We start from the raw sequence: 22,767 nt of genomic DNA on the forward strand, positions 1-22,767 counted from the left end.
TGATACCAAATCTAAATCGAATATGCAATCTTAAAACCACTAAACCAATTTCGTGGCATGCCAGGATAATAATATCGCGGTTCAGAATTGCCAAATCCAATAGCATTTATAAGTACAGACGATGCGTAATGTTCATCCGTGAAATTATTAATTCCGGTGTTGATTTCAATAGAAAAATGATCCGAAAGTTTACTTCTATAGGATAATTTTGTGTTGAACACCGTATAGTCATCAGAGTACAAGGTGTTGGCATCGTTGAGCGGCATGTCCCCAACATGTAGAAAATTAGTGTTTAAAACAAAATTTTTATAACCAAAATGAACACCGCCATTCACTTTGGTATCAGGAACTCCAGTTAAGGTATTGCCAGAATAATCGGTTTGGTCATCTACAAAATCGATAAATCGGTTGTCGGTTATTTCGGCATTTAGATAAGGTGCGAGCGTGAAACTGTTTTCAAATATTTGAGTATAAGAAACAGAAAGCTCAATCCCTTTATGTTCGGTCTGTCCGGCATTCCGCCCAATGTACTGGTCATCGCCTATACGGTCTGCTACCAATAAATTTTGAATGTCTAATAAGTAAGCTGAAAGTTCAAATTTTAATTTTCGATCTAATAAAAATACTTCGGTACCTAGTTCATAATTAATACCTGTTTCTGGACCTAAGTCAGGATTTATGACACCTTCTGGCGTAAGCGTTTCTTCAATGGATGGATAATTAAAACCACGACTTACATTAGCATAAGCGTTTACATTCGGTGTAAATTGATATAAAAGATTCAAATTTGGTGCGATTATAGGATCAAAATCACGATCGGCATTTAGATTGTTTACGCCAACATTAAAGTCGTCCTTAAACTTGTACTTCGTCGTGTTAAAATTTACACCGAATTGTGCTTTTAATTTTTCGGAAAATGGAAGCGTTACCGTGGCAAACGCATTGAGGTTATTTCGATTTTCTACATTATCACTCAGTAATTGCCCTTCTAAACTTCCGTTGCCGTTATTGTCTTCGTAACGATTTTCAATAGTTTTCCAATTGTATTCGTCGGTATATATTTCAGCTCCAAAACTGAGATCTCCATTATTATTTAGAAACTTAAAATCTTTTGCGAAAAGCGTTCGGGCACCATAACCATTAGTGTATTCATCTAAAATATTAAAAGGTCGTGGTTCATAATGATCTAAATAGGTGTAGAATAAGGAAGTGGTATTACTGAAATTATCAGAAAAACGGTGTGTATAATTCAGTCCGGCCAGGACCTGTTGATTATTCTCATAACCTTGAGCTGCATTCCATGTAAAAGCAGCTTGGGATGGATCTTCTTCAAAGGCAGTTTTACTAATGGAACTTGGGATTTGCGCAAAATAATCCGTGTAATTTAATAAAACACCGATGTCATTTTTTTCATCTATTTTATAATTGGCCGTTAACAATATGGCATGGCGATCATAATTGTTGTTATCACGGAATCCATCAGTTTCTAAATGATCATAATTAAGATTTATTGCTAATTTTTTATTTGCCGTAGCGAAAGACATATTGTTTTTTATTAGTCCATAACTTCCAAGGGTTAGATTGGTTTTAAAATAGGTTTCCCCTTTTACTGCTTGTTTTGAGTTGAGTAAAAGTGTGCCTCCTAAATTGGTGCCATATGGTGTAACTTTTGGTCCTTTTACTATTTCCAAGTTTTCAATATCCTCAGGATCAAAAGCATCAATTGCTGTGTCACCTGTACCATTTGTAATAGGTATACCATTGAAATAAGCGCGAATTTTATTGGTACCGTAAAGTGTACGCGAGCCAACACCACGAATCACAATTCTATTAGTATTCAGTGCTCCACTTTGAATATAAACGCCTGGTGTTTCATTAATTGCTGATACCAAATCTACTGGACTATATGCTTCAATTTTTTGTACGGAAATCTTTTCTGTTGGAATAATAACACGACTTTCCTTTTGATAGGTTGATGAGATGATGACTTCTTCAAGATTTAAGGATTGATCTAAAAGGGACAGCTTGAAAACCGAGTTACTTTCTGATAACCTTACTGTTTTGAGATAATAATTAACATGCTTTAAGTTAATTTCTAATGGTAGTCGATAGGTTTCAGCTAACGTAAAAACACCTTCGGAATTGGTTTTAGAAATTACTTCATTATTTAAAAGAATGTGAACGTCAGATATGCCTGCATTTGAATCGTTAATGACACGACCAGTGATATTTTGAGAATGTAATATATTATTTACGGCAATTAAGATTACAATCGCTAATATTTTAACTGTCATAAATTTCATGAAATAGAAAATGAAAATTTTTCTAAAAATAAAGATTTAGAAAAGGCTTTTATAACTGAAATGGATTCTTATTATAATCTTAACATCTATATGCAGATTTATTCGTGAAAAATCTTTTTTAGAGTGAATGATGGCTTGAAAAGTTTTGAACTTGAATCTTTGGTGAAAGACGTTCAGTAATAATTATTCAGCTAGCTTATAAGCTTCTTTCATCCATCCAATCAATTCCGCATCAACCGCTTCAATAGAAGTAATTTGAACGCGATGTGTACACATCGTCCCAAAAGGACCTGAATTACCAAGTCTTTCTGTTGTAGGTTTGTTAGGTAATTTTAGTCCTAAATCAATTCGGGTTTTTGTAGCTGGTTTTATGAGTGTAAATTGTCGTTTTCTAATGACGCTTACACTTGTTTTCTTTGGTGTGATAGTTACATCGTTGCCAAAGGTTTTTACTACCGAAATCAATTTTTCGTAAATAGGAAATAGTAGGTCTTTGCCCTTATATTGGTTAGCAACTAAATCGGCTTCGGAGTTGTTTTCTTCCTTAGTCAGCGTTACTATAGTATTAGCAAAACCATGAGTGACACCATGTTCTTTTTTTAGGAAATTGACACCTTCAGAATGTTTTGCAAAGGCTTTTACTTTTAAGATTTTCTTCCATTGTTCCAAAGACTTGCCTGTTTTCTCTGGCATATTATTAATCATGGTTTGTAGAGCCTTTTCCATAGTACAGAATTTAAATATGTTGATCTATTAGTATGGCATTTCCATCGGGATCTAAAACCACAAAACTTGCTGGTCCATAAGTCGTGGCATCGGCTTCGTGCTCTAGTTTTATATTTTTACTTTTTAGATGTTCTTGAATAGTCCTTACATCATCAAAATTTTCAAGGGTATTGGCATTTTGATCCCAACCAGGATTGAACGTCAAAATATTATTTTCAAACATCCCTTGGAAAAGGCCTACGAGTGATTCTTCATTTTTCATTATGAGGTAATTTTTTTCCAAATCACCTGCAAAAACAGAAAATCCTAAGGTTTCATAAAAAGCTTTTGAAGCTTTAATATCTTTTACGGCAAGACTAATTGAGAAGGCGCCTAATTTCATAGTAGTTAGCTTTAAATGTTGATTAAAGATAACTAAAGTTTTATTATTAACTTAAAATTCAGCTTCAATCATTTCTTTGTTTGCCATGGCGCCAGCAACAGTTCCTGCAGCAACGGCGTGTGAAACGGCACGAAAAGGACTTGCATTGTCGCCACAAGCAAAACTATTTTCTGCCGTCGTTTTTTGAAACATATCTACTTTTATATGGCCTTGTTCTGTGAACTCACAGCCCAATTGCTCTGGGATGTTAGAATGTTGTTTAAACGCTGGTCTTGCATAAATGACTTTAAGTTGAAAGGTGGATTGGTCGGTAAAAACGATGTCTTTAAGATGACCATTCTTGTGATGTAAAGCACTAATTTCTTTTTCTATAATTTGAATATTATGTGTCTTAATTTTCTCGGTTTGTTGTGGTGTTAAAGTTGATTTTCCATTAGTAAATATGGTAAGCTTTTTGGTCCAATTTATAATGAGTTGCGCATAGTGAAAAGCAATATCACCATTGGCTAGAATGCCTGTTTGCTCATGCTTAACTTCATAACCATGACAGTAGGGGCAATGTATAACTGAAATGCCCCAACATTCAGAAAATCCTTTTATGTTTGGCATTATATCTCTTACACCAGTAGCAAAAATGAGTTTTTTTGCTGTAAATTTATCATTATTCTGCGTTGTGATTTCAAATCCTTCAGGTGTTTTTGTAGCACTTGTAGCAAATGCATTATGGAATTTAACCGTAGCGTATTGCTCTACTTGTAGTTTGGCACTTGTGGCAATTTCGTTTGGCGTTTTACCGTCTTGTGTTATAAAATTATGCGAATGGGGTGTCTGACTATTGCAGGGGTTGCCGCTATCTATTATTAATACTTCTCTTAAGGCTCTACCTAAAGTCATTGCTGCTGAAAGCCCCGAATAGCTTCCTCCAATAATAATTATGTCATATGTGTTTTTAGTTGTCATAGGGTCTAATTTTGAAAATTTAAGTAAAGGAAAAGGTAAAGCTAAAGCCGTCAATGTAAAACTGCTTTGTTTTATAAATGTTCGCCGTGTAAAGTTTCTTTTCATTTTTGTTTATTGAGTGATTAGGTTTAAAAACTCATTCCGGATTGTAGGTTCTGAAAAGCGGCCACCATACTCATAAGTTGTTGTGAAACTACTTTGGTCTTTTATACCTCTTGAAGATTCACAACGATGTTTTACAATTTTGGAAACAATAACATCTTAAGCATCTACATGCAATGGCGTTTTTATACTTGCAGCAAAATGATTATCCCCTTCAATTTCAATTTGATTTTTAGTCTTCATACGTCTAGCATTTTCCATATTTTTCTTATTATTTAGAACAATATTTCATATTATATAAATGCCCAAGAATAATTAACCCTGAAGAAAGAAACATGGTGTATTCAAAAACTTCAGCTTGGTCTTCTAATAGCATTGAAATAACAAAGCCAGTAAATGCTAACCATAAAAAGATGCTAACGGGTTTTAAAAAACGTCCATTTGTGGCTTTATAAATTGAGAAAAAGGCAATAAAGATAAATAGATACGCGATGATTGGATTGCTGATAAAACCCATACCCATAGTCAGTAATGCTGGTACGGCTAAACAATGTACAATGCATAGTAATGCACTAAAAGCGCCTAATTTGTCTGCCCAGTTTATTTGTTTTGTTTGAATCATTTTAGTTTAAATTTGGTGTCATAATATTTCTGAAATTTTAATTGTTTTATACTCATAAGTAACTAAAGGATTGGTTGTTTCAACAAGCTAAGTATCTTGAAATAGATTTATATTGTTAATCCAATAGACATCGCTATTGAGCTCGCCCATATCGTTCACACTTCCTGTATCAAAAAAAATGCTTATTAGGATTAAAGGAAGTTGTTTATGTTAGTTACTATTAGATAGTGTAGCATTATATTCTAAGTATTTTTCTTTATCGACTTTAATGTCATTCCAAATCTCAAAAACCTTGAGTTCATTGCGTTTATCTACGCTTTCCTGAATGTTATTTCGGTAGGTTTCATAATCATTGTAATGCGTGTTGCTGAGTTGATTTAGTTTATTTTGAAAATAGCTTATCGGATTAAACCAGTAGGTTTTAGAAATTAATTTGTTTTTGGATTTGTTTTCTTCTTCGATACTTTTGGTTGCCTTTTTCATTTCAACATTAATTAAAGCACTTGTAGATAAACGTCTTAATCGACTAACCGTAATATTTTCTTGAGCCACTTTGGTGTCTTTTAAATTTGGATATAATTGGAAAAGTTGTTCATCAATTTTGTCAATCGATTGTACATTTATCTCACTTTTTGTGTCTCTACTCACATCAATAAGGTCTACCATTAAATTGGTTGGTTTCTCAATAGTAATCCATTGTTGTACGGTCGCTGGAATAATAAAAGCAAAGAGCAACCAAACGCCAATCATTTGTAAGGTGTTTGAAACGGTGTTTTTACCGTATTTCAGAATTAAAAAGTAAATAATTACCCAAAAGAAAAGATATAGTGTTACCCACAGAAAGATGTTGCCAAATATATTTTCTGAGTTAAAAACATTGGTAAGCGTGGCACCATAAAGCATTACACCAAACAAAACCAATAAAAGTAATACTGTGTAAAACGCGGTTCTAGATAGTAGCCACCAATTTTTTGAGCCGGTTTGTACAAAGACTAGTGGTAAAAATCCGTGCTCTGCTTCTTGACCTTTAATATTGTAAAGTAATACGAGCAATAAAAGTGGTAAAAGAAATAAGATGACAAATGAAAAATCTAAAGTACCGGACTGAATACGTTCTGGATTCGAAATTTCGTTGGTCATATCGGCATCATAAGGACTACTTGAAGTACGTATAGCTTTATAAAAACCATACTGTTCGGTTTGCCCAATATTGTAAACTAAGGCTGGCGATGGTTTTTTAAAATGATAGGTCGGTGTATGCCAAAGCGCCCAAAATGGTGATGTAACATCAATCCATGGTCGGTTTTCTGGTCCTTTTTGATTGTTTTCAAAATATGATAACGTAGTTGCTTTTTGGATTTCTGCTTCTTTGTTTATCCTTTCGATTTCTGAATTTTGCTTTTCATATAAATCCGCACCATTCTGTAAACCATAGATACTTGCTATAATAAAAAGTAACACGGCCACAATTTTAAAAGGGCTACCTACAAAATGTTTCCATTCGTATAAAAATATAGTTAAGTTTCTCATACCATTTTTATTTTTTTAGTTCCGAAAACAATCATAGTTAGGACTAAAATTGTCCATAAAATCATTAATGCAACATCCAAAATATAATTGGATAGCACTGCGGAAATTTGTGTGGGTTTATAATCAAAATCAGGAATAGATTTAAAAAAAGCATTATCCTCTTTCCAGCTCCAATCACCAGTTTTTGAGCCACCAAAAGTTTGTTTGTCGTTCAACATTTTAATAAAATCCCTTCGGTAATTTTCTACTTGTAATAAAAACTCTTGATGGTGTAAATTGTCGCTTGCCATAAAACCCATACTCGTATTTTGTAGCGAAATAAATGGATTTACAATACCACCTAATTGAAAACTTTGTTTCTGTTTTTGCAATACGGAACGGTTATTTCCAAAATGTTTGTCCCATACACTGTTACCATAATCTTCGTCGGCTTGCATTCGCATACCATCAAAGTTTATAGGTAATTGGGATAGGCTATCTACACCGTATTTCTTAAGTACTTTTTCTTTTAAAGCTAAACTTCTTTTATCGCTAGGGTTGTGGCCATCGAGACCTTTTGAACGGTCTTCTTTCATAGCGGTTTGAAATTCATTTCTACTAGGAAGTTCGTGCCATTTCTCTACTGAACTCATTAAAATGTTAGGTAAAAATATGGTCCAGATAATCCAAATACCGAGCATAGAGGTTAAGGCAAGCGTTGCATTTTGCCAACGTGCAGAGAAAAACACGGTGAGGCCGCTAATAATAAAATAGTATAGACCATAGGATAGAAAGAATAAACCTGTTCTGGCTAAAATATCAGCGGTTAAGCTTTGTGAGTTTAATATACCATAAACAATGAGTATAAAAATTAGTAGAAGTACACCATAGAGCCATACAGAAAATGTTTTGGCTAAAATAATTTGTAACGGTTTAGCTCCTTGTAGTACGAGTAATTTAAGTCTTCCACTTTGTTTTTCATTGCTAACCGAATTAAAGGCTAAAAAAACTAATAATAGAGGAACGATATATTGCAGTAATAGTGCGGGTTTTAATTTTCCGAATCGAGATACGGCTTGCATTTGGGAAGCTTCAGAATGTGTAATTTCATTTTGAACATGGCCTTCAACTCTAAGTACATTTCCGGTAACACTGTTAACGCCTTCATCGAGACTGCTTAGTAAATTAGAGGGTTTAAATATAAAGGTACCATAATGTGCTGCGCTATGTGGATTCATTTCGTCAATACTCACCCATTGTTGACGTACGTGATCTGTAGCATTTTGATGCGTTTGTTCTTGTTTCTGAGTTTGGTAATTCCCTAGAAAAACAGAGAGTAACAGAATTGCAATAAAAGCAATACTTATTCCTAAAAAGATACGACTACGGACTAAGAATCGCCATTCGTTTTTTATAATTTGAAACATACGATTATAATTAGTTTTGCATAAATTTTAAGTATAGTGTCTCTAGTTCATTAGCACTTACATCTTTACTGTTGAGCTCTTTTACTAGAATTCCTTTTTTTAAGATACCAATACGGTTACAGACTTCGCGTACTCTAAAAATATCGTGAGAAGCCATGATAATAGTCGCACCTTCAGAAGCGAGTTTTTGCAGTAACAAAGAAAGTTCGTTACTCGCTAAAGGGTCTAAGCCACTCGCAGGTTCATCTAGTAAATACACTTTAGCTTTTTTTGCATAGGCAATAGCAATGCCTACTTTTTGTCGCATACCTTTAGAATAACCGCTCACCTTTTTAAGATGGGCATCACTTGCTAAACCACATGAGGTTAAATAATCTTCGAGTTCGGTTTTAGAATAGTTTAATCCTGCGAGTTTACAGAAGTAATCTAAATTTTCTAAGCCCGATAAATAAGGATAGAGATTGACATTCTCGGGAATATAGCCAATAAGCTTTCTCGTTTCTTGGGCATTTTGACTCGTGTCTATAGCGTTTATAGATACTTTTCCTGAATCGGGATTAAGAAACCCTAAGAGCATATTAATAGTCGTAGATTTCCCGGCGCCATTAGCACCTAAGAGACCTAAAATCTCTCCTTTTTTAACCTCTAAGTTTAAATTTTGAACGGCAAAATCACCTTTAAAGGATTTACTAACATCTTGTATTTGTATCATAAAATTATTCTTAATGCAACTGAGTCGCAAAACTAGAAGATTTATTTTGTAATTGCAACTTAATTGCATTAATTTTGTTTTATGGGAATTATTAGAAAAACAAAAGCTGTAACGACAGTTTTACAAATTTTTGAACAGAAAAAGGAGGCGCAATCCGTTGTTCATCTGATAGAGCTTGTAAAAGATAAGATGAATAAAACGACTGTGTATCGTATTTTAGATCGTCTTGAAGCAGATGGAATTATACACTCGTTTAATGGGAAAGATGGTTTAAAATGGTATGCGAAGTGCAACGGCTGCTCTGCTGAGCATCATACAGATAAACATCCACATTTTCAATGTACTGAATGTGACAAGGTGGAGTGTTTATCCGTAGAAATTAAAATTCCTTCCATAAAAAATCATGAAGTAGCGTCTACAGATATTTTATTAACAGGACGTTGTGAGGTTTGTAGTGTCTGAGTATGGTTGAAATACGCTTCGAAGTAAGTCTAATTGAAACTATTTTGAACTAAAAAGTATTTTAATGTATTGAATGTTTTAATTTTCAATACCTTAAAATATAACTTATAAAAGTTTAGTTAAGTAACTCGGCATCACCAAATCCTAAAGTTTTCAATTTATCTAATTGCGTTTCGGCATCACCAACAATAACATAAATCATTTGGTTGGGACTGATGTATTTTTCAGCTAGTTCTTTAACGTCATTAACACTTAAATCTTTAACAATCGATTGGCGTTGTTTTGCATAATCGGTGGCATAACCATAGTTACTAATATTACTTAACATGCTTAGTTTTGAGCCTAAGGTTTCAAATGCGCGAGCACTACTTTTTAAGGTGAACCCTTTTGTGATTTCTAAATCACTTTCATTATAACTACTGCCGTAATTTTCTAGAATCTCTTTAATCAAAGCGGCAGATTCATAAGTAACATTAGTACGAACAGAACTTCTAATTAAAAATTCTCCTGTGTTGGCATCTCCATCAAACGAAGAACGAATACCATAAGTGTAGCCTTTAGATTCGCGTAGCTCTTGTGTTAATTGAGAGGCAAAACTACCTCCTCCTAAGCGGTAGTTCATAACCGAAGCTGCATAGTAATCTTTATCAGTTGCTTTTAGCGACGGATGACCAAATACGATAACAGATTGTTTTGCTCCTGGCACATCATAAAAATAAACTTTTGAGGTTTCTGGTAGTAGGGCTTGTGGTACTTCAGGAAGCACAACCGTTTTAGATTCCCAAGTGGTATTTATTGTTTCTAAAGCTTTAATGACATCATGTTCTGAAATTGAACCGACAACATGCACATTGGTTAATTGTGGAGTTAATTTAGTCGCATAATAATTTTGTAAATCTGAAAGTGTAATCGCATTTACAGACGCTTCCGTACCAATATTGTTATACGCTAAAATGTTATGTTTACCATATAACAATTTTGAAAATTCATTGTTTGCGATGCTGTTTGGATTTGCTTTTTGGCGCTGAATACTACTTATAGTACTTTGTTTTAATAAGTTAAATTCGTCTTCATCCCAACGTGGTTCTAACAGAATTTCAGTGACTAAAGCCATAGTGGCATCAAAATGTTTGGCTAAGGTAGTTCCGGAAATGGTGACACTATTATTCGTTGCATAACTGTAAATTTGAGCTCCCAAACTTTCAATTGCGTTTTCTAATGCTTCAGGTGTTTTGTTTTTTGTGCCTTTGGTCATTAAGTTTGCCATAAGGTTAGATACTCCAATTTTATCGGTGTTTTCTAAAAGTAAACCACCTTTTATTTCTAATTCAAACTCAACTAAGGGCACTTCTGTGTTTTCAATTCCGAACACTTTAATGCCAGAATCTAAGTCGCGTTTCCATACTTCAGGAATTACCAATTCTGGACTTTTTCCATATTCTGGTTCAACAGAGCGATCAAAACTGCTTGGTGTTTTTTCGTATGCTGCGGTTAAGCTAGCATCAAAAGTGTCTTCGGCTCCCTCCACAATTTCTTCTTCTACAACAATGGCATGCTGAGAATTATCTAATACTAAATTCATTTGGCCTTTAGGTACAAAACTAGTAGCAATTAACTTTTTATCTTTAATGTAAGTATTGTAAACACGCATAACATCATCTGGAGTTACGGCTAAAATATTTTTCACATCTTGATTTATAAATCCTGGATCACCTGCAAAAATTTCGTATTGTGCCAACTGAAATCCTTTGCCTAAAACGCTAGATAGTCCTCTGTAAAATTTGGATTCCTGTCCGGCTTTAATACGATTTAAATCTTCCTCAGAAATACCATTCATTTCAAAATCTCTAAAGCCAAGGTTTATCGCATCTGCTACTGTATTTAAATTGGTTTTATCGAAAGCTGTTACACTTAACATTAATTGTCCTGCAATTTCAGATGAACTTTGAAACATCCTCACATTGCTAGTTAGTTGTTGGTTTTCAACTAAAACCTTATTTAAAGGTGCTTTTTTGCCTTCAGTTAAGTATTGCGATAATACGCTAAGTGCATACGTATCTGGATGATATTCATAAACCGTTGGCCAAGTCATTGATAATCTTGGTGCTCTTGCAAAATTATCTTCATAAAATAAGCGCTTAGATGATTTTAAAGTTACTGGTTGCTTTTCCATTTTAGGAATGTCTTCACCTCTTGGAATTTCATCAAAATATTTTTTAACCCATGTTTTGGTTTGTGCTACATCAATATCTCCAGCAATGGTTAAGGTGACGTTATTAGGTACGTACCAACGTTTATAAAATTCTTTTACATCGTCTAAAGTTGCGTTTTGTAAATCTTCTAATGAGCCAATGACTTCCCAACTGTATGGATGCCCTTCAGGATATAAATTGCTATTAATAACGCTAGAATTAAAACCATAAGGTTGGTTGTCTACACGTTGACGTTTTTCATTCTTTACGACTTGTTTTTCTTTTGCTAAAACAGGTTCAGTAACGGTATTTATAAAATAACCGAGTTTGTCTGCCTCTGCCCAAATCATCTTTTCTAAAGCATCTATTGGTACCGTTTGAAAATAATTAGTACGATCGCGACTCGTAGAACCATTAGCGCCAGAACCTCCAATACGTGCACTCATTTGGTCTAAGCCACCTTTCCCTAAATTTTCAGATTCTAAAAATAGTAGGTGCTCAAATAAATGTGCAAAACCAGTTCTGCCTGTTTTTTCACGCGCAGAACCAACATGTGCCGTTAATGCAACAGCTGCTACAGGATCTGATTTGTCTACATGAAGAATAACTTGTAAACCATTATCTAAGGTGAATTTTTCAAACTCTACTTTAAATTCTGGTTCAGTTTCTTTGACTTCGTTTTGTTTACAAGAGGATATTGTAAAGATCACTAGTAAAGCTAGAACTATGGATTTAATGTTATTCATAATGATGTATTTGAATGATGATGATTTGTGCTAAAGCAGGTTGAATGCTATCTGAAATTTTTTTTAAATTGATATAATGGTTCTTCTGTATTTTGAAAACTGCATCCGATTTTTTTAACACTAATGATAATTCATTAAATTAATTATAGCATTCGTTTACTAACTCAGATTTTTAAGTGCTTCAATAATAGCGTCTGGCTCAGAGCGTGTTCGGTAATCCACATTAACATAATTCCATTTAACAACACCGTCAGTTCCTATAATAAATGTAGCCGGAATTGGTAACACATTAGCATTGCCATTATTGATTGTTTTAAGATCGAGTTGTCTATCTACGCGCATATGATCCAATAAAAACTCAGGAACCTCCCAAGCTACACCATATTGCGAAGCCACTTTTGCATCTTGATCAGACAACACTGTAAATTCCATAGTATTGATGTCGTTGTCTGTCATGGAGTCATCAGGCACTTCAGGACTAATAGCAACCAGTGTGGCTCCTAATTTCTGAATGTCGCCTAGTTTAGCTTGTAAAGCTCTCAGTTGTAAATTGCAATACGGACACCAGCTGCCACGATAAAATGTCAAAACAACAGGACCCGTTTTTAGCAAATTAGATAACGAAATTAATTGCCCTAACGGATTTGGCAATTCAAAATCTAAGGCTTTGTCTCCTAGTTTAACGGCGTCAGCTCCTTGTTGAAAAGCTTTGGCTTTTTCAATGACTTCATCAACGCCTTTCATAAAGTCAGGTTTTGCTTTTCTTCCAGCCGCGATCTTAGCGTCAGTTTGTTCTTTTAATGTTTTCATGAATTGTATTTAAAATTATAATTCGTAAGCATTGTTATTTACCATAAAAATTGAATTCACTAAAAACAACTTTCCGTTTTCCCAGAAACTTCTAAATAGCGTGTTATCTACCATATAAATAAAGCTGCCACTTCCCATACGTTCTTCGCCAAAAACTAAAGTTTGGTCTAAGTTTTTAACGGCATCTTTTCCTGCAAATCCCGAAAACACTTTGGTGTTATTTAAGTAAGCCACGTTATAACCACTGTCTAATAAACTGTAGGCTGAACTTCCTAATTTTAAGGTGAAATAATTGTCGTCATAACCAAAAGCCATAGGATGTGTGTTATCTACTTTGGCATTGAAAATAGCTCCAGTAATTAAGTTGTTACTGTATTCGCGTTCGCGATCGGCATAAGCGGTTAGGTTGTCTTTCTTTTCGTCGGCATCGTCAGATGTTTTATAATTTAAGCTAAAACCATCTTTACCAGCAAAACTTCGTAAAGCACCATCAACAGCAATAACTTTACCTCCAGCACGAACCCAATCCTTCAGTTTAGTCATGTTACTATCGTTAAAAACGCTTCTGTAATTACCATTCGGCAGAATTAATACATTATACCTGTCTAAATTAGTGCTACCAAAATCATCTGTGTTTATAGATGTTAACGGGTAATGTAATTGCTGCTCAAAGAAATGCCAAATTTCACCATAACTTAAAGATCGTGTGCCTTCACCAGAAAGAATTGCCACCTTTTGCTTGTTCACTAATTTAATGTCTGGCGAACCAATATCTGGTGTGATTTGTGAAAACCCTGAATAGATTTCAGTTAAGGGTTGTGCTTGCTCTTGGGCAATAGTATTTAATGTTTCCAGAAATTTTGGAATATGTTTATTATCTCCTTTTGTAATAATTAATGAGCCGCGTTCAAATTTTGTGTTATTTGACGTGAATGGTTTTTCTGTAAATCGCACCTTGAAATCATGCTTTAATAACTCAGCTAAAAACTGCGCATCATCCATAGAATCCCATTTACTAACATACCCATAAGCATCTGATAATGTTTGCAATGCTGCACGTCCTAAAAGTTTTGCACTCGGAATTTTTGTTGTGCTCGCTACGGCTTCTAATCCATAAGCATATGGTAGCGACCATGCTGTAATGTCGTAAGTTAACGAGTCTGAAAGTTTAGCATTAGGCTCAAATAATGCTTTTACCATTTTACCTTTTGGTTGATCGGAATGCACTACAATAGCTTTGCCATCAACGTTTAATGTACCTTGGTTTCCTGTGCTATAATTAATACCCGAAACTTTAGACGTTGTTGGGTTTTCGAAGGTAATTTGGTGTTTACTTAACAATGCTTTTAAGCTATTTAATTTGTCTTGATTGCCTTTTAAAACGTAACTTTTATATTTTAAGTCGGAATTATTAAAGAATTTAGCGAACTCAGTATGTAATTGTTTAGCATGTTTTGAAGCCATTTCAACCGTAGAAAGTCCAGTAGTTGTATGATGTGTTAAGCGATCTACTAAGGTTAAAATGTGCCCTTCGTCATTTAAGATACCTAAACCAGCCATGCCATGACCAGCTTGTTCGTAGGTCATTCCCATAGCTCCCATAAAGGTTGGATACGTATCTCCATAACTCGGATAAAATAAATCGAAACGCTCTCTGGTAAAAAACAACCAACCTTCAGCATCAAAATATTTAGCGTGATTTTTTCCGATTTCGGTTTGAAAATCGCGCTGCCAATCGGTAATAATGTCATGAAACGGTTCTGCCGCAGGTGCAAAATAATACGGTTCGTTAATGCCTTGTTCATGAAAATCGACATGCACATGAGGCATCCATTGGTTATAAACATCTATACGTTGTTGCGTTTCTACTTGCGTCGCCCAAACCCAGTCTCTGTTGAGGTCAAAAAGATAGTGATTTGGTCGTCCACCTGGCCAAGGTTCGTTGTGTTCACTTGCTTGTGGGTCAGTGTCGTATAACTCATTTTTAGTTTCATTATACCAATTAACATAACGATCACGACCATCTGGATTTACTGAAGGGTCTATAATAACAACCGTGTTTTTAAGTAAATCTTGCTTTTCGGTTAGTAACTCATACAGCGTTTGCATTGCGGCTTCTGAACTCGATGCTTCATTACCATGCACATTATAACTTAACCAAACAATAGCAATGTCATTTCCTGATGATTCACCTTCTAAAAGCCCCGTGTTTTTTAAATTATTTTCACGAATCGTTTCGAGATTTTTAATGTTTTCTTCGCTAGAAATAAATGCTAAATACAGATCTCTGCGTTCGTTTGTTGTTCCATATTTTTTCAATTTTATTTGGTTAGGAACTTGCTTTTCAACGGTTTTAAAGTAATCGATAATTTGGTGGTTTCGGCTAAATTGTGTGCCAATATCGTAACCTAAAAAATCACTTGGAGATGAAATGGTTTGAGCAGTTAATAAGGTGAAGCTACCAAAAACGACTAGGAGAACTGAAATAAATTTTTGCATTTAATATTTTTTTGTTTGAAAGCTAGTAAAGATAGTTAGTGAAATTGAATTAACTAAAAATTAGTAATTAAAATATTGAAGAGCCTTATATTTACGTCATAATTTAAGATTTGTATGCCAACCGACTATATTCCTTTTAGAGAAACAAATTATTTCTCAGATTTTATTTGTGATTATTTAGATGAAAAAACAGTGTTGAAAGACTTTTATCATCGTTTTCCGAATTTAGAAAACTTTAAAGCACAAATTGAAGAAAAACGTTTGTCGGTTCGAGCGCAGTCGAGAACTATATTGGTAGAACGACTGAAATCACAATACAAAAATCTCAACACCTCAGAATTAACCACTAAAAATATAGACAACCTAAATTCTGAAAACACTTTTACCATCACTACAGGTCATCAACTAAACTTATTCACAGGACCGCTTTATTTTCTGTATAAAATTGTTTCAACAATAAATCTCACAAAACAATTAAAGGAAAACTATCCGGAATATAATTTTGTACCCATGTATTGGATGGCTTCAGAGGATCATGATTTTGAGGAAATTAATTATTTCAACTTTAAAGGTAAAAAGATACAATGGAACTCTAATCAAACTGGTGCTGTTGGTCATTTTAATACCGAAGGATTAGATGCTGTTTTCGATGTAATTTCATCAGAATTTGGTGCTGGGAAAAACGCAGAACAATTAAAAATCTGGTTTAAAGGCGCTTATCTAAACCACGATAATTTGGCAGATGCGACCCGTTATTTAGCAAACCAATTATTCGGTGACCATGGTTTAGTTATTCTTGATGCGGATGATAGCGAATTGAAACGCTTATTTATTCCACAGATGAAAAAAGAAATAGTGGAACAAACAGCGTTCAAAACCGTTTCAGAAACCAATAAAAAACTTGAAGATTTAGAATTGAAAATTCAAGTGAATCCTAGAGAGATAAACTTGTTTTATATTAAGGATGGATTGCGAGAACGCATTGTTGAGAGTGATGGTGTATATGCTGTTTTAGAGACAAATATTACTTGGACGGAGAACGAAATACTAAAACACCTCGATGAATATCCAGAGCGTTTTTCGCCAAACGTCATTATGCGACCATTATATCAAGAAGTTATTTTACCAAACCTGTGTTATATTGGCGGTGGAGGAGAAATGATTTATTGGCTGCAATTAAAGTCTAATTTTGAAGCGCAACAGGTCACGTTTCCAATGTTATTACTTCGAAATTCAGTCTTGGTAAAATCTGAAAAACAAACTTTAAAACTCAATAACCTTAACATTTCAAACAACGATTTATTTCTAGATAGACATGCTTTTATTAACAAGAAAGTTCGTAAAATTTCGAATATTGATATTGATTTTTCAGAGCAAATTCAACATTTAGAAACACAGTTCAAACAGCTTTTTGAGTTAGCTGAACAAACCGATAAATCATTTGTAGGCGCTGTAAAATCTCAAGAAGTAAAACAAATAAAAGGCTTAAAGCACCTTGAGAAACGCTTGTTAAAAGCGCAAAAAAGAAAATTAGCGGATCAGATAGAACGTTGCACAACACTGCAAGAGCAATTATTTCCTAATCAAAGTTTACAAGAACGAAACACTAATTTCTCGGAATTATACTTAGAATATGGAAATCAGCTAATTCCTGAACTTATGACATCTTTAGAACCCTTAAAAGGTGAATTCTTAATTCTAAATTTAAAATAATCCATGCATAAAATTGATATAGAACTTGTTGAAATGACATTAGATGTCATGAAATACGTTATCGGTCGTGTGTCTGCGACAGAACATCAAATAGGAAAACCAAAAAGATCTGAAGAATTAAAAACTACGGTTGGAGAGACAGTAACGGCAAAAGGAGTAGGAGGTGAATATGCTTTTAATTTATGGAAACAGCATTTGGCAAGCGCCAATGTTCCTGTAGACCACCCTCGTAACTTAGCGTTTGTTCCGGCATCACCAACAAAAGCTGCTATTATGTTCGATCTTATAACATCAGCATCAAGTATTCATGGGGCGTATTGGATGGAAGGAGCCGGAGGTATCTTTTGTGAAAACGAAGCTATGGAATGGATAGTATCTCTAACAGGTTTACCAGAAGGCGCCTTTGGAGTGTTTACAAGTGGTGGTACAGCAGCTAATTTATCTGCCCTTGTAACAGCACGGGAACACTGGCGAGAAAATCCAGAATTTAAGCGTGAAAAGGGGTTGATTATTACATCGATTGGAGCACATTCGTCCATAAAAGCCATGGCAAAAGTGGCAGATGTTGATATAGTTTTGGTTGATTCTGAAGAACATTTAACGGGAGACGCACTGCAAGAAACCATCGCAACGCTAACCGAACACCAACGAAAATGTTTGTTTGCCGTTGTGGCAACAGGAGGTACTACTAATGCAGGTATTATAGATGATTTAGAAAGTATAGCAAGAGTTTGCGAAGACCAAAATTTATGGTTTCATGTTGATGCCGCTTATGGAGGTGGAGCTTTAGTGGCGGATTCTGTTCGTCATTTATTTAATGGCATCGAAAAAGCAGACAGTATTACTATAGATCCTCATAAATGGATGTTTTCACCTTACGATTGTGGTGCTGTTATTTATAAAGATATGGAGTTGGCAAAAAATGCGCATTCACAGCAAGGTTCATATCTTGAAATTTTTAAAGATGAAGGTGCTCACGGTTTTAATCCGACCGATTATCAAATTCAACTCACAAGACGTGTCAGAGGTTTACCGTTATGGTTTTCATTAGCTACACACGGAACAGATCGTTATAAAGAAGCTGTAGAACGTGGTTTAGAATTGGCACAAATTGCGGGAAGACTCATAGAAGCGCATCCAGATTTAGAATTGGTTAGAGAACCAAGTTTATCTTGTGTGCTTTACAGAAGAATAGGGTGGGAACCTGAAGATTATACGCATTGGACCTATGAAAATCACGAAAAAGGATTCGCTTTAGTCACTCCGACTAAATGGAAAAATGGTGATACATACGAAACCTGTTCTCGTTTTTGTTTTATAAACCCTGATACAACAGAAAAAGATATTGTGATGATTTTGGAGTCCATGGAATAAGTGTTTTTTAGAATTTAGCGACTAACTAAAAATATTAATACGCTTCATTGAATTTTTGTTTATTTCGCATTTATACCTGAAAAATAATAGAGTAAAATTAGGTAGTAGTTTTCCTAACGTAATTTATTGTTTTTTTAGTATTCTTTTCATTTTCAGACGTAATAAACCATCTATTTACTTGATGAATAGATGGTTTGTCGATTAAAATAGCAGTTTAACTCTATTACGTTTTTATTACGTGATAAACGCTTTTATTTGCTATGCTATTAATGAAAAAATCTTTTTAAATGAATTTTCTTTCCATCAAGAAAAGCAAAATTTCTATTTTGTTTTTTGGACTATCAATTTTTACAATTCTAGGGGTTTCACCTTATTTTTTTGGACCAGGTCTTACGCAACCGGAATCAGTTGGGACATTTTTAAATGGAAATTTTCCGGACGTAACCGCGTCTGCGAATCCATATCAACCAGCGTTTCCTAATCTAACATTTAATTCGCCTTTAACATTTACTACGGTTCCAAATAGTAATACGTTGATTATAGGTCAACAAAATGGTGAAATTTATTCGTTTGAGAATGATGATACAGTCACAACAAAAAACCTCGTCGCAGATTTATCTAACAAAGTTGGAGTGGTTTGGGATGGTGGATTTTTAGGATTAGAAATTCATCCTGAATTCGGAACACCAGGTAAAAATTATATTTATACCTATTATACGTCCAAAGATGAAAATGGTAATGATTATCCGGATGCCTTTGTAAGTGGTTTTGGCTGCTATAAAGAGGATTATTGGGGTGGTTTTTCATACTTAAGACGCTACGAAGTGGATCCAGTTACTTTTACAGTGGTTCCAGGGTCAGAACTAACAATGATTAAAATTAGAATGTTTAGTAGTAGTCATCGTGGTGGAGCCTTAGAGTTTGGTGATGATGGTTTTTTATATCTAACAACGGGAGAGCAGTCGGCTTATACTAAGTCACAAAATATAACCACTAATTTAGATGGTGGTGTTTTACGTTTGGATGTTGATCAAGACCCAACTAAAAGTCATAATCCTATTAGAACTTTAAATACAGGACGTTTTAATGACGAAATATCTGGTGTTGGCTATGGTATTCCTAATGATAATCCATTTTTAAGTCCTTTGGGTGATAATTTTGAAGAATATTATAGCATCGGACATAGAAATCCACATAGGTTGACAAAAGATGCACTGACAGGTACGATGTATATCGGTGAAATTGGTGCAGGCACACATGAAGAAGTTAATATACTGAGCAAAGGAAAGAATTACGGATGGCCTGTTTATGAAGGTAATGTAGCAGGACCAGGTGCGAATTGTGGTGGAGTAGATGCTGGAATGTATAACAATATGTCTCATGAAGGTCCATTAGTTGCCTTTCCACGTGCTGATGCTAATGCCTTAATGGGAGGTTTTGTCTATAGAGGAACCGCTATGCCAGAATATTATGGTAAATATATATGTGCAGATTATGGAATTGGCGAAGAAATTTGGGTTGTAGATATTAATACAGGAGCTTATGAGCTTATAACTGAATTTTCGCCAACAAATATCATTTCTTTTGGTGAAGACAATCAAGGCGAAATTTACTTACTAAGTCAAGGTAATAATGTTTCGCTTTATAAAATGACTCAAGTCAATGGCTCTCCACTTGATAATGTCCCTGAATTACTTTCTGAGACAGGAGCATTTCAAAATTTAACAACCTTAACTCCAAGTTCTGGAGTGTTACCATACGAGTTAGTAGAATCATTTTGGTCTGACGGAGCTGAGAAAAAACGATGGATGGTAATACCTAATGATGGTACCCATGATACTCCAGAGGAGCAAATTAATTTTTCTGAAGATGGAGATTGGGAGTTTCCAGTTGGTTCAGTACTTATAAAACATTTTGAATTACCTGTTGATGATGCAAACCCTAATGTAACAAAACGCTTAGAAACGAGGTTTTCAATTAAGGCGAGTACAGGTGATTTTTATTTTTTAACCTATAAGTGGAATAGTGCAGGAACAGAAGCTGTTTTATTAGATTCTGGGGTATCTGAGGATATTGCGATTGCGACAACGAGCGGATCATCAAGATATCAAACATGGACTTATCCAGGCACACAAGATTGTATTGCTTGTCATAATCCTGCGACCAATGGATCAATAGGGCCTAGGACTCGATTTTTAAATTCAAATATCACCTACCCACAAACAGAAACTAATGCCAATCAATTGGTGACTTTAAGTCATTTAGGTATTTTAGATGAATCCATTGATGATAATACCGTTTTAGCATACCAAACTCATAAGGCTATAGATGATCCTAATGCTAGTTTAGATGAAAGAGCAAGATCTTATTTAGATAACAACTGTGCTTATTGTCATAGACCTGGAGGCACAGGTGAAAGAGCTCAATTTGATTTAAGATTATCTAATTCTTTAGTAGATACAGGTCTTATGTATGCAGGAACTAATGAACCTGTAGACGGTTTAGATAGAATAGTTATTGCAGGTGATGCAGAAAATTCGATACTTTTTCATAGAATTGAAAGTGTTGATCAAACAGTTGAGATGCCTCCTATCGCTAAAAATGTAGCAGATCAGGCAGGAGTAGATCTTATTGAAGAATGGATTAACCAACTAGATCCTAATTATGAGGATCCTACAATTGATGCTTGTACATATACAATTACAAATGTAGGAAGTGGACTGGTAATGGATATAGCTGGTGTGTCTCAAGCTAATGGTGCCAATGTGCAACAATGGACTTTTATAGCTGGTGGAAATCAATTAAATCAACAGTTCATCGTAGAACCCGATGGGAACGGATATTATACTATTAAAGCAGTTCATAGTGATAAATTCTTAGACGTTCAAGGTGCAGGACAAGCTTCAGGAACTAATGTGATACAATATCAAGGGAATGGTACAGATGCTCAACTATTTTCATTTGAATATCTTGGAGATAATGAGTATGCCATAAAAAGTAAAACTAATAACTTTTATTTAGGTATAGAGAATGGTTCACTTAACAATGGTGGAAGTATTAAGACTTATGCAGATGATGGTTCTGATTTTTTCAAGTGGACATTTACAGCGTTTGAAATCCCAGTAACAGGAGTAACTATATTAGAAGAAACGGCAATAGTTGCTACAGGAGGTAACCTTACTTTAACAGCTTCTGTCTTACCTAGTGGTGCTTGCGATCAAAATTTAATATGGTCTTCTAGTGACGAAACAATTGCTTTAGTGGATGAAACAGGATATGTAACAGGAGTAGCTGAAGGTGTAGCTACTATAACCGCAACTACTGTTGAAGGCGGTTTTACAGATTCTACTCTTATAGAAGTTTATGATAATGTTCCGATTAGCACCTCTGTTTTTACGATTACTAATGTAGGAAGTAGTTTAGTAATGGATGTTGCAAATGGATCTCAAGCTAATACTACAGATATTGTTCAGAAGCCAGGTACTTTAAGTGATAATCAGAAATTTATAGTTGCACCTGATGGAAATGGTTATTATACGATAAAACCCGTACATAGTAATAAAAATGTAGACGTTCAAGGTGCGGGACAAGCTGATGGCACTAATCTAATACAACACGAGGAGAACGGTACAGATGCGCAATTGTTTTCAATTATATACCTTGGTAACGATATGTATGCTATACAGAGCAAAGTTAATAATCTTTATGTTGGAATAGAGAACAATTCATTGGTTGATGGAGCTAGTATTAAAACTTATGCTAATGATGGTTCTGATTTTTTTAAATGGGGACTTACAGATTTAAGTACAACTTATACATTTGATGGTAATAATGGTTGGTTGCCAAGTGACCCTAACGGGACTGCTACAATATATGATGAAATTATAGTTGAATCTGGTAATGCTATAATATCTTCGAATACGACATCTGATATTATAAACGTTAATCCAGGGGCTGCACTTACAATAAACAATGGCGTAACTTTAACAACAAATACAACCACTTTAAATTCAACTTCACAAACGTATGCTAGTTTAATAGTTGACGGTATAATTGAAGGAACCGTAAAATATGAGCGCTATGTTAACGCTAACTCTGGTGGAAATGACCTTATTTCACCACCATTATTTGGAGAAACATGGGAAGACTTTTTATTGTCAGATAATAATGCCGCAGATATTTTAAATGACGGAAACAATAATCCAAGAACCTATTTATTTGGACCTTT

The 22,767-nt window shown here is 34.7% G+C and carries 15 protein-coding genes; 4 read left to right on the forward strand and 11 right to left on the reverse strand.

Going from position 1 to position 22,767, the window contains the following annotated elements; genetic code table 11:
- Positions 1–11 precede the first annotated feature (11 nt).
- The 8 genes from ITJ86_RS14610 to ITJ86_RS14650 form a co-directional block, all read right to left on the reverse strand.
- A complete protein-coding gene (locus tag ITJ86_RS14610) occupies positions 12–2,294 on the reverse strand; it encodes a TonB-dependent receptor family protein (protein ID WP_230080319.1) in 2,283 nt (760 codons plus the stop codon).
- A 192-nt stretch (positions 2,295–2,486) separates the two neighbouring features.
- Complete coding sequence (locus ITJ86_RS14615) at positions 2,487–3,029, reverse strand: DUF4287 domain-containing protein (RefSeq protein ID WP_195872398.1); 543 nt, start codon at positions 3,027–3,029, stop codon at positions 2,487–2,489.
- A gap of 10 nt (positions 3,030–3,039) precedes the next feature.
- The gene (locus ITJ86_RS14620) at positions 3,040–3,411 is read right to left on the reverse strand and encodes a VOC family protein (RefSeq protein WP_195872399.1); all 372 of its coding nucleotides are present in this window, start codon (positions 3,409–3,411) and stop codon (positions 3,040–3,042) included.
- Between the two features lie 51 nt (positions 3,412–3,462).
- Positions 3,463–4,371 carry an NAD(P)/FAD-dependent oxidoreductase gene (locus ITJ86_RS14625; RefSeq protein WP_195872400.1) on the reverse strand — a complete coding sequence of 303 codons (909 nt, stop codon included), beginning with the start codon at positions 4,369–4,371 and terminating at the stop codon, positions 3,463–3,465.
- A gap of 373 nt (positions 4,372–4,744) precedes the next feature.
- The gene (locus ITJ86_RS14635) at positions 4,745–5,095 is read right to left on the reverse strand and encodes a MerC domain-containing protein (RefSeq protein WP_195872401.1); all 351 of its coding nucleotides are present in this window, start codon (positions 5,093–5,095) and stop codon (positions 4,745–4,747) included.
- 210 nt (positions 5,096–5,305) lie between these two features.
- The gene (locus ITJ86_RS14640) at positions 5,306–6,625 is read right to left on the reverse strand and encodes a hypothetical protein (protein ID WP_195872402.1); all 1,320 of its coding nucleotides are present in this window, start codon (positions 6,623–6,625) and stop codon (positions 5,306–5,308) included.
- The gene (locus tag ITJ86_RS14645; protein WP_195872403.1) at positions 6,622–8,031 is read right to left on the reverse strand and encodes an ABC transporter permease; all 1,410 of its coding nucleotides are present in this window, start codon (positions 8,029–8,031) and stop codon (positions 6,622–6,624) included. The genes ITJ86_RS14640 and ITJ86_RS14645 overlap by 4 nt, the downstream gene beginning before the upstream one ends.
- Positions 8,032–8,041: 10 nt before the next feature.
- Positions 8,042–8,743, reverse strand: coding sequence for an ABC transporter ATP-binding protein (locus ITJ86_RS14650; protein ID WP_195872404.1), 702 nt, complete (start codon positions 8,741–8,743; stop codon positions 8,042–8,044).
- Between the two features lie 81 nt (positions 8,744–8,824).
- Here ITJ86_RS14650 and ITJ86_RS14655 point away from each other — a divergent pair, with 81 nt between their 5' ends.
- Entirely contained in the window at positions 8,825–9,205 is a 381-nt protein-coding gene (locus ITJ86_RS14655; RefSeq protein WP_195872405.1) for a Fur family transcriptional regulator, read from the forward strand.
- 115 nt (positions 9,206–9,320) lie between these two features.
- Here the strand turns inward: ITJ86_RS14655 and ITJ86_RS14660 are convergent, their stop codons facing one another.
- The 3 genes from ITJ86_RS14660 to ITJ86_RS14670 all read right to left on the reverse strand — a co-directional run bounded on the left by ITJ86_RS14660 (position 9,321) and on the right by ITJ86_RS14670 (position 15,452).
- Positions 9,321–12,143: a M16 family metallopeptidase gene (locus ITJ86_RS14660; protein ID WP_195872406.1), complete on the reverse strand. Its 2,823-nt coding sequence runs from the start codon at positions 12,141–12,143 to the stop codon at positions 9,321–9,323.
- Between the two features lie 159 nt (positions 12,144–12,302).
- The gene (locus tag ITJ86_RS14665; protein WP_195872407.1) at positions 12,303–12,953 is read right to left on the reverse strand and encodes a peroxiredoxin-like family protein; all 651 of its coding nucleotides are present in this window, start codon (positions 12,951–12,953) and stop codon (positions 12,303–12,305) included.
- Positions 12,954–12,968: 15 nt separating this feature from the next.
- Entirely contained in the window at positions 12,969–15,452 is a 2,484-nt protein-coding gene (locus tag ITJ86_RS14670) for a M14 family metallopeptidase (protein WP_195872408.1), read from the reverse strand.
- Between the two features lie 114 nt (positions 15,453–15,566).
- Here ITJ86_RS14670 and bshC point away from each other — a divergent pair, with 114 nt between their 5' ends.
- From bshC to ITJ86_RS14685, 3 genes are all read left to right on the forward strand, one after another.
- Complete coding sequence (bshC, locus tag ITJ86_RS14675) at positions 15,567–17,165, forward strand: bacillithiol biosynthesis cysteine-adding enzyme BshC (protein WP_195872409.1); 1,599 nt, start codon at positions 15,567–15,569, stop codon at positions 17,163–17,165.
- Between the two features lie 3 nt (positions 17,166–17,168).
- A complete protein-coding gene (locus ITJ86_RS14680; protein WP_195872410.1) occupies positions 17,169–18,539 on the forward strand; it encodes a pyridoxal phosphate-dependent decarboxylase family protein in 1,371 nt (456 codons plus the stop codon).
- Positions 18,540–18,826: 287 nt separating this feature from the next.
- On the forward strand, positions 18,827–22,767 hold a 3,941-nt coding region (locus ITJ86_RS14685), incomplete at its 3' end, for an RICIN domain-containing protein (protein ID WP_195872411.1).

The organism is Winogradskyella marina (genome assembly GCF_015645385.1).
GTDB lineage: Bacteria > Bacteroidota > Bacteroidia > Flavobacteriales > Flavobacteriaceae > Winogradskyella > Winogradskyella marina.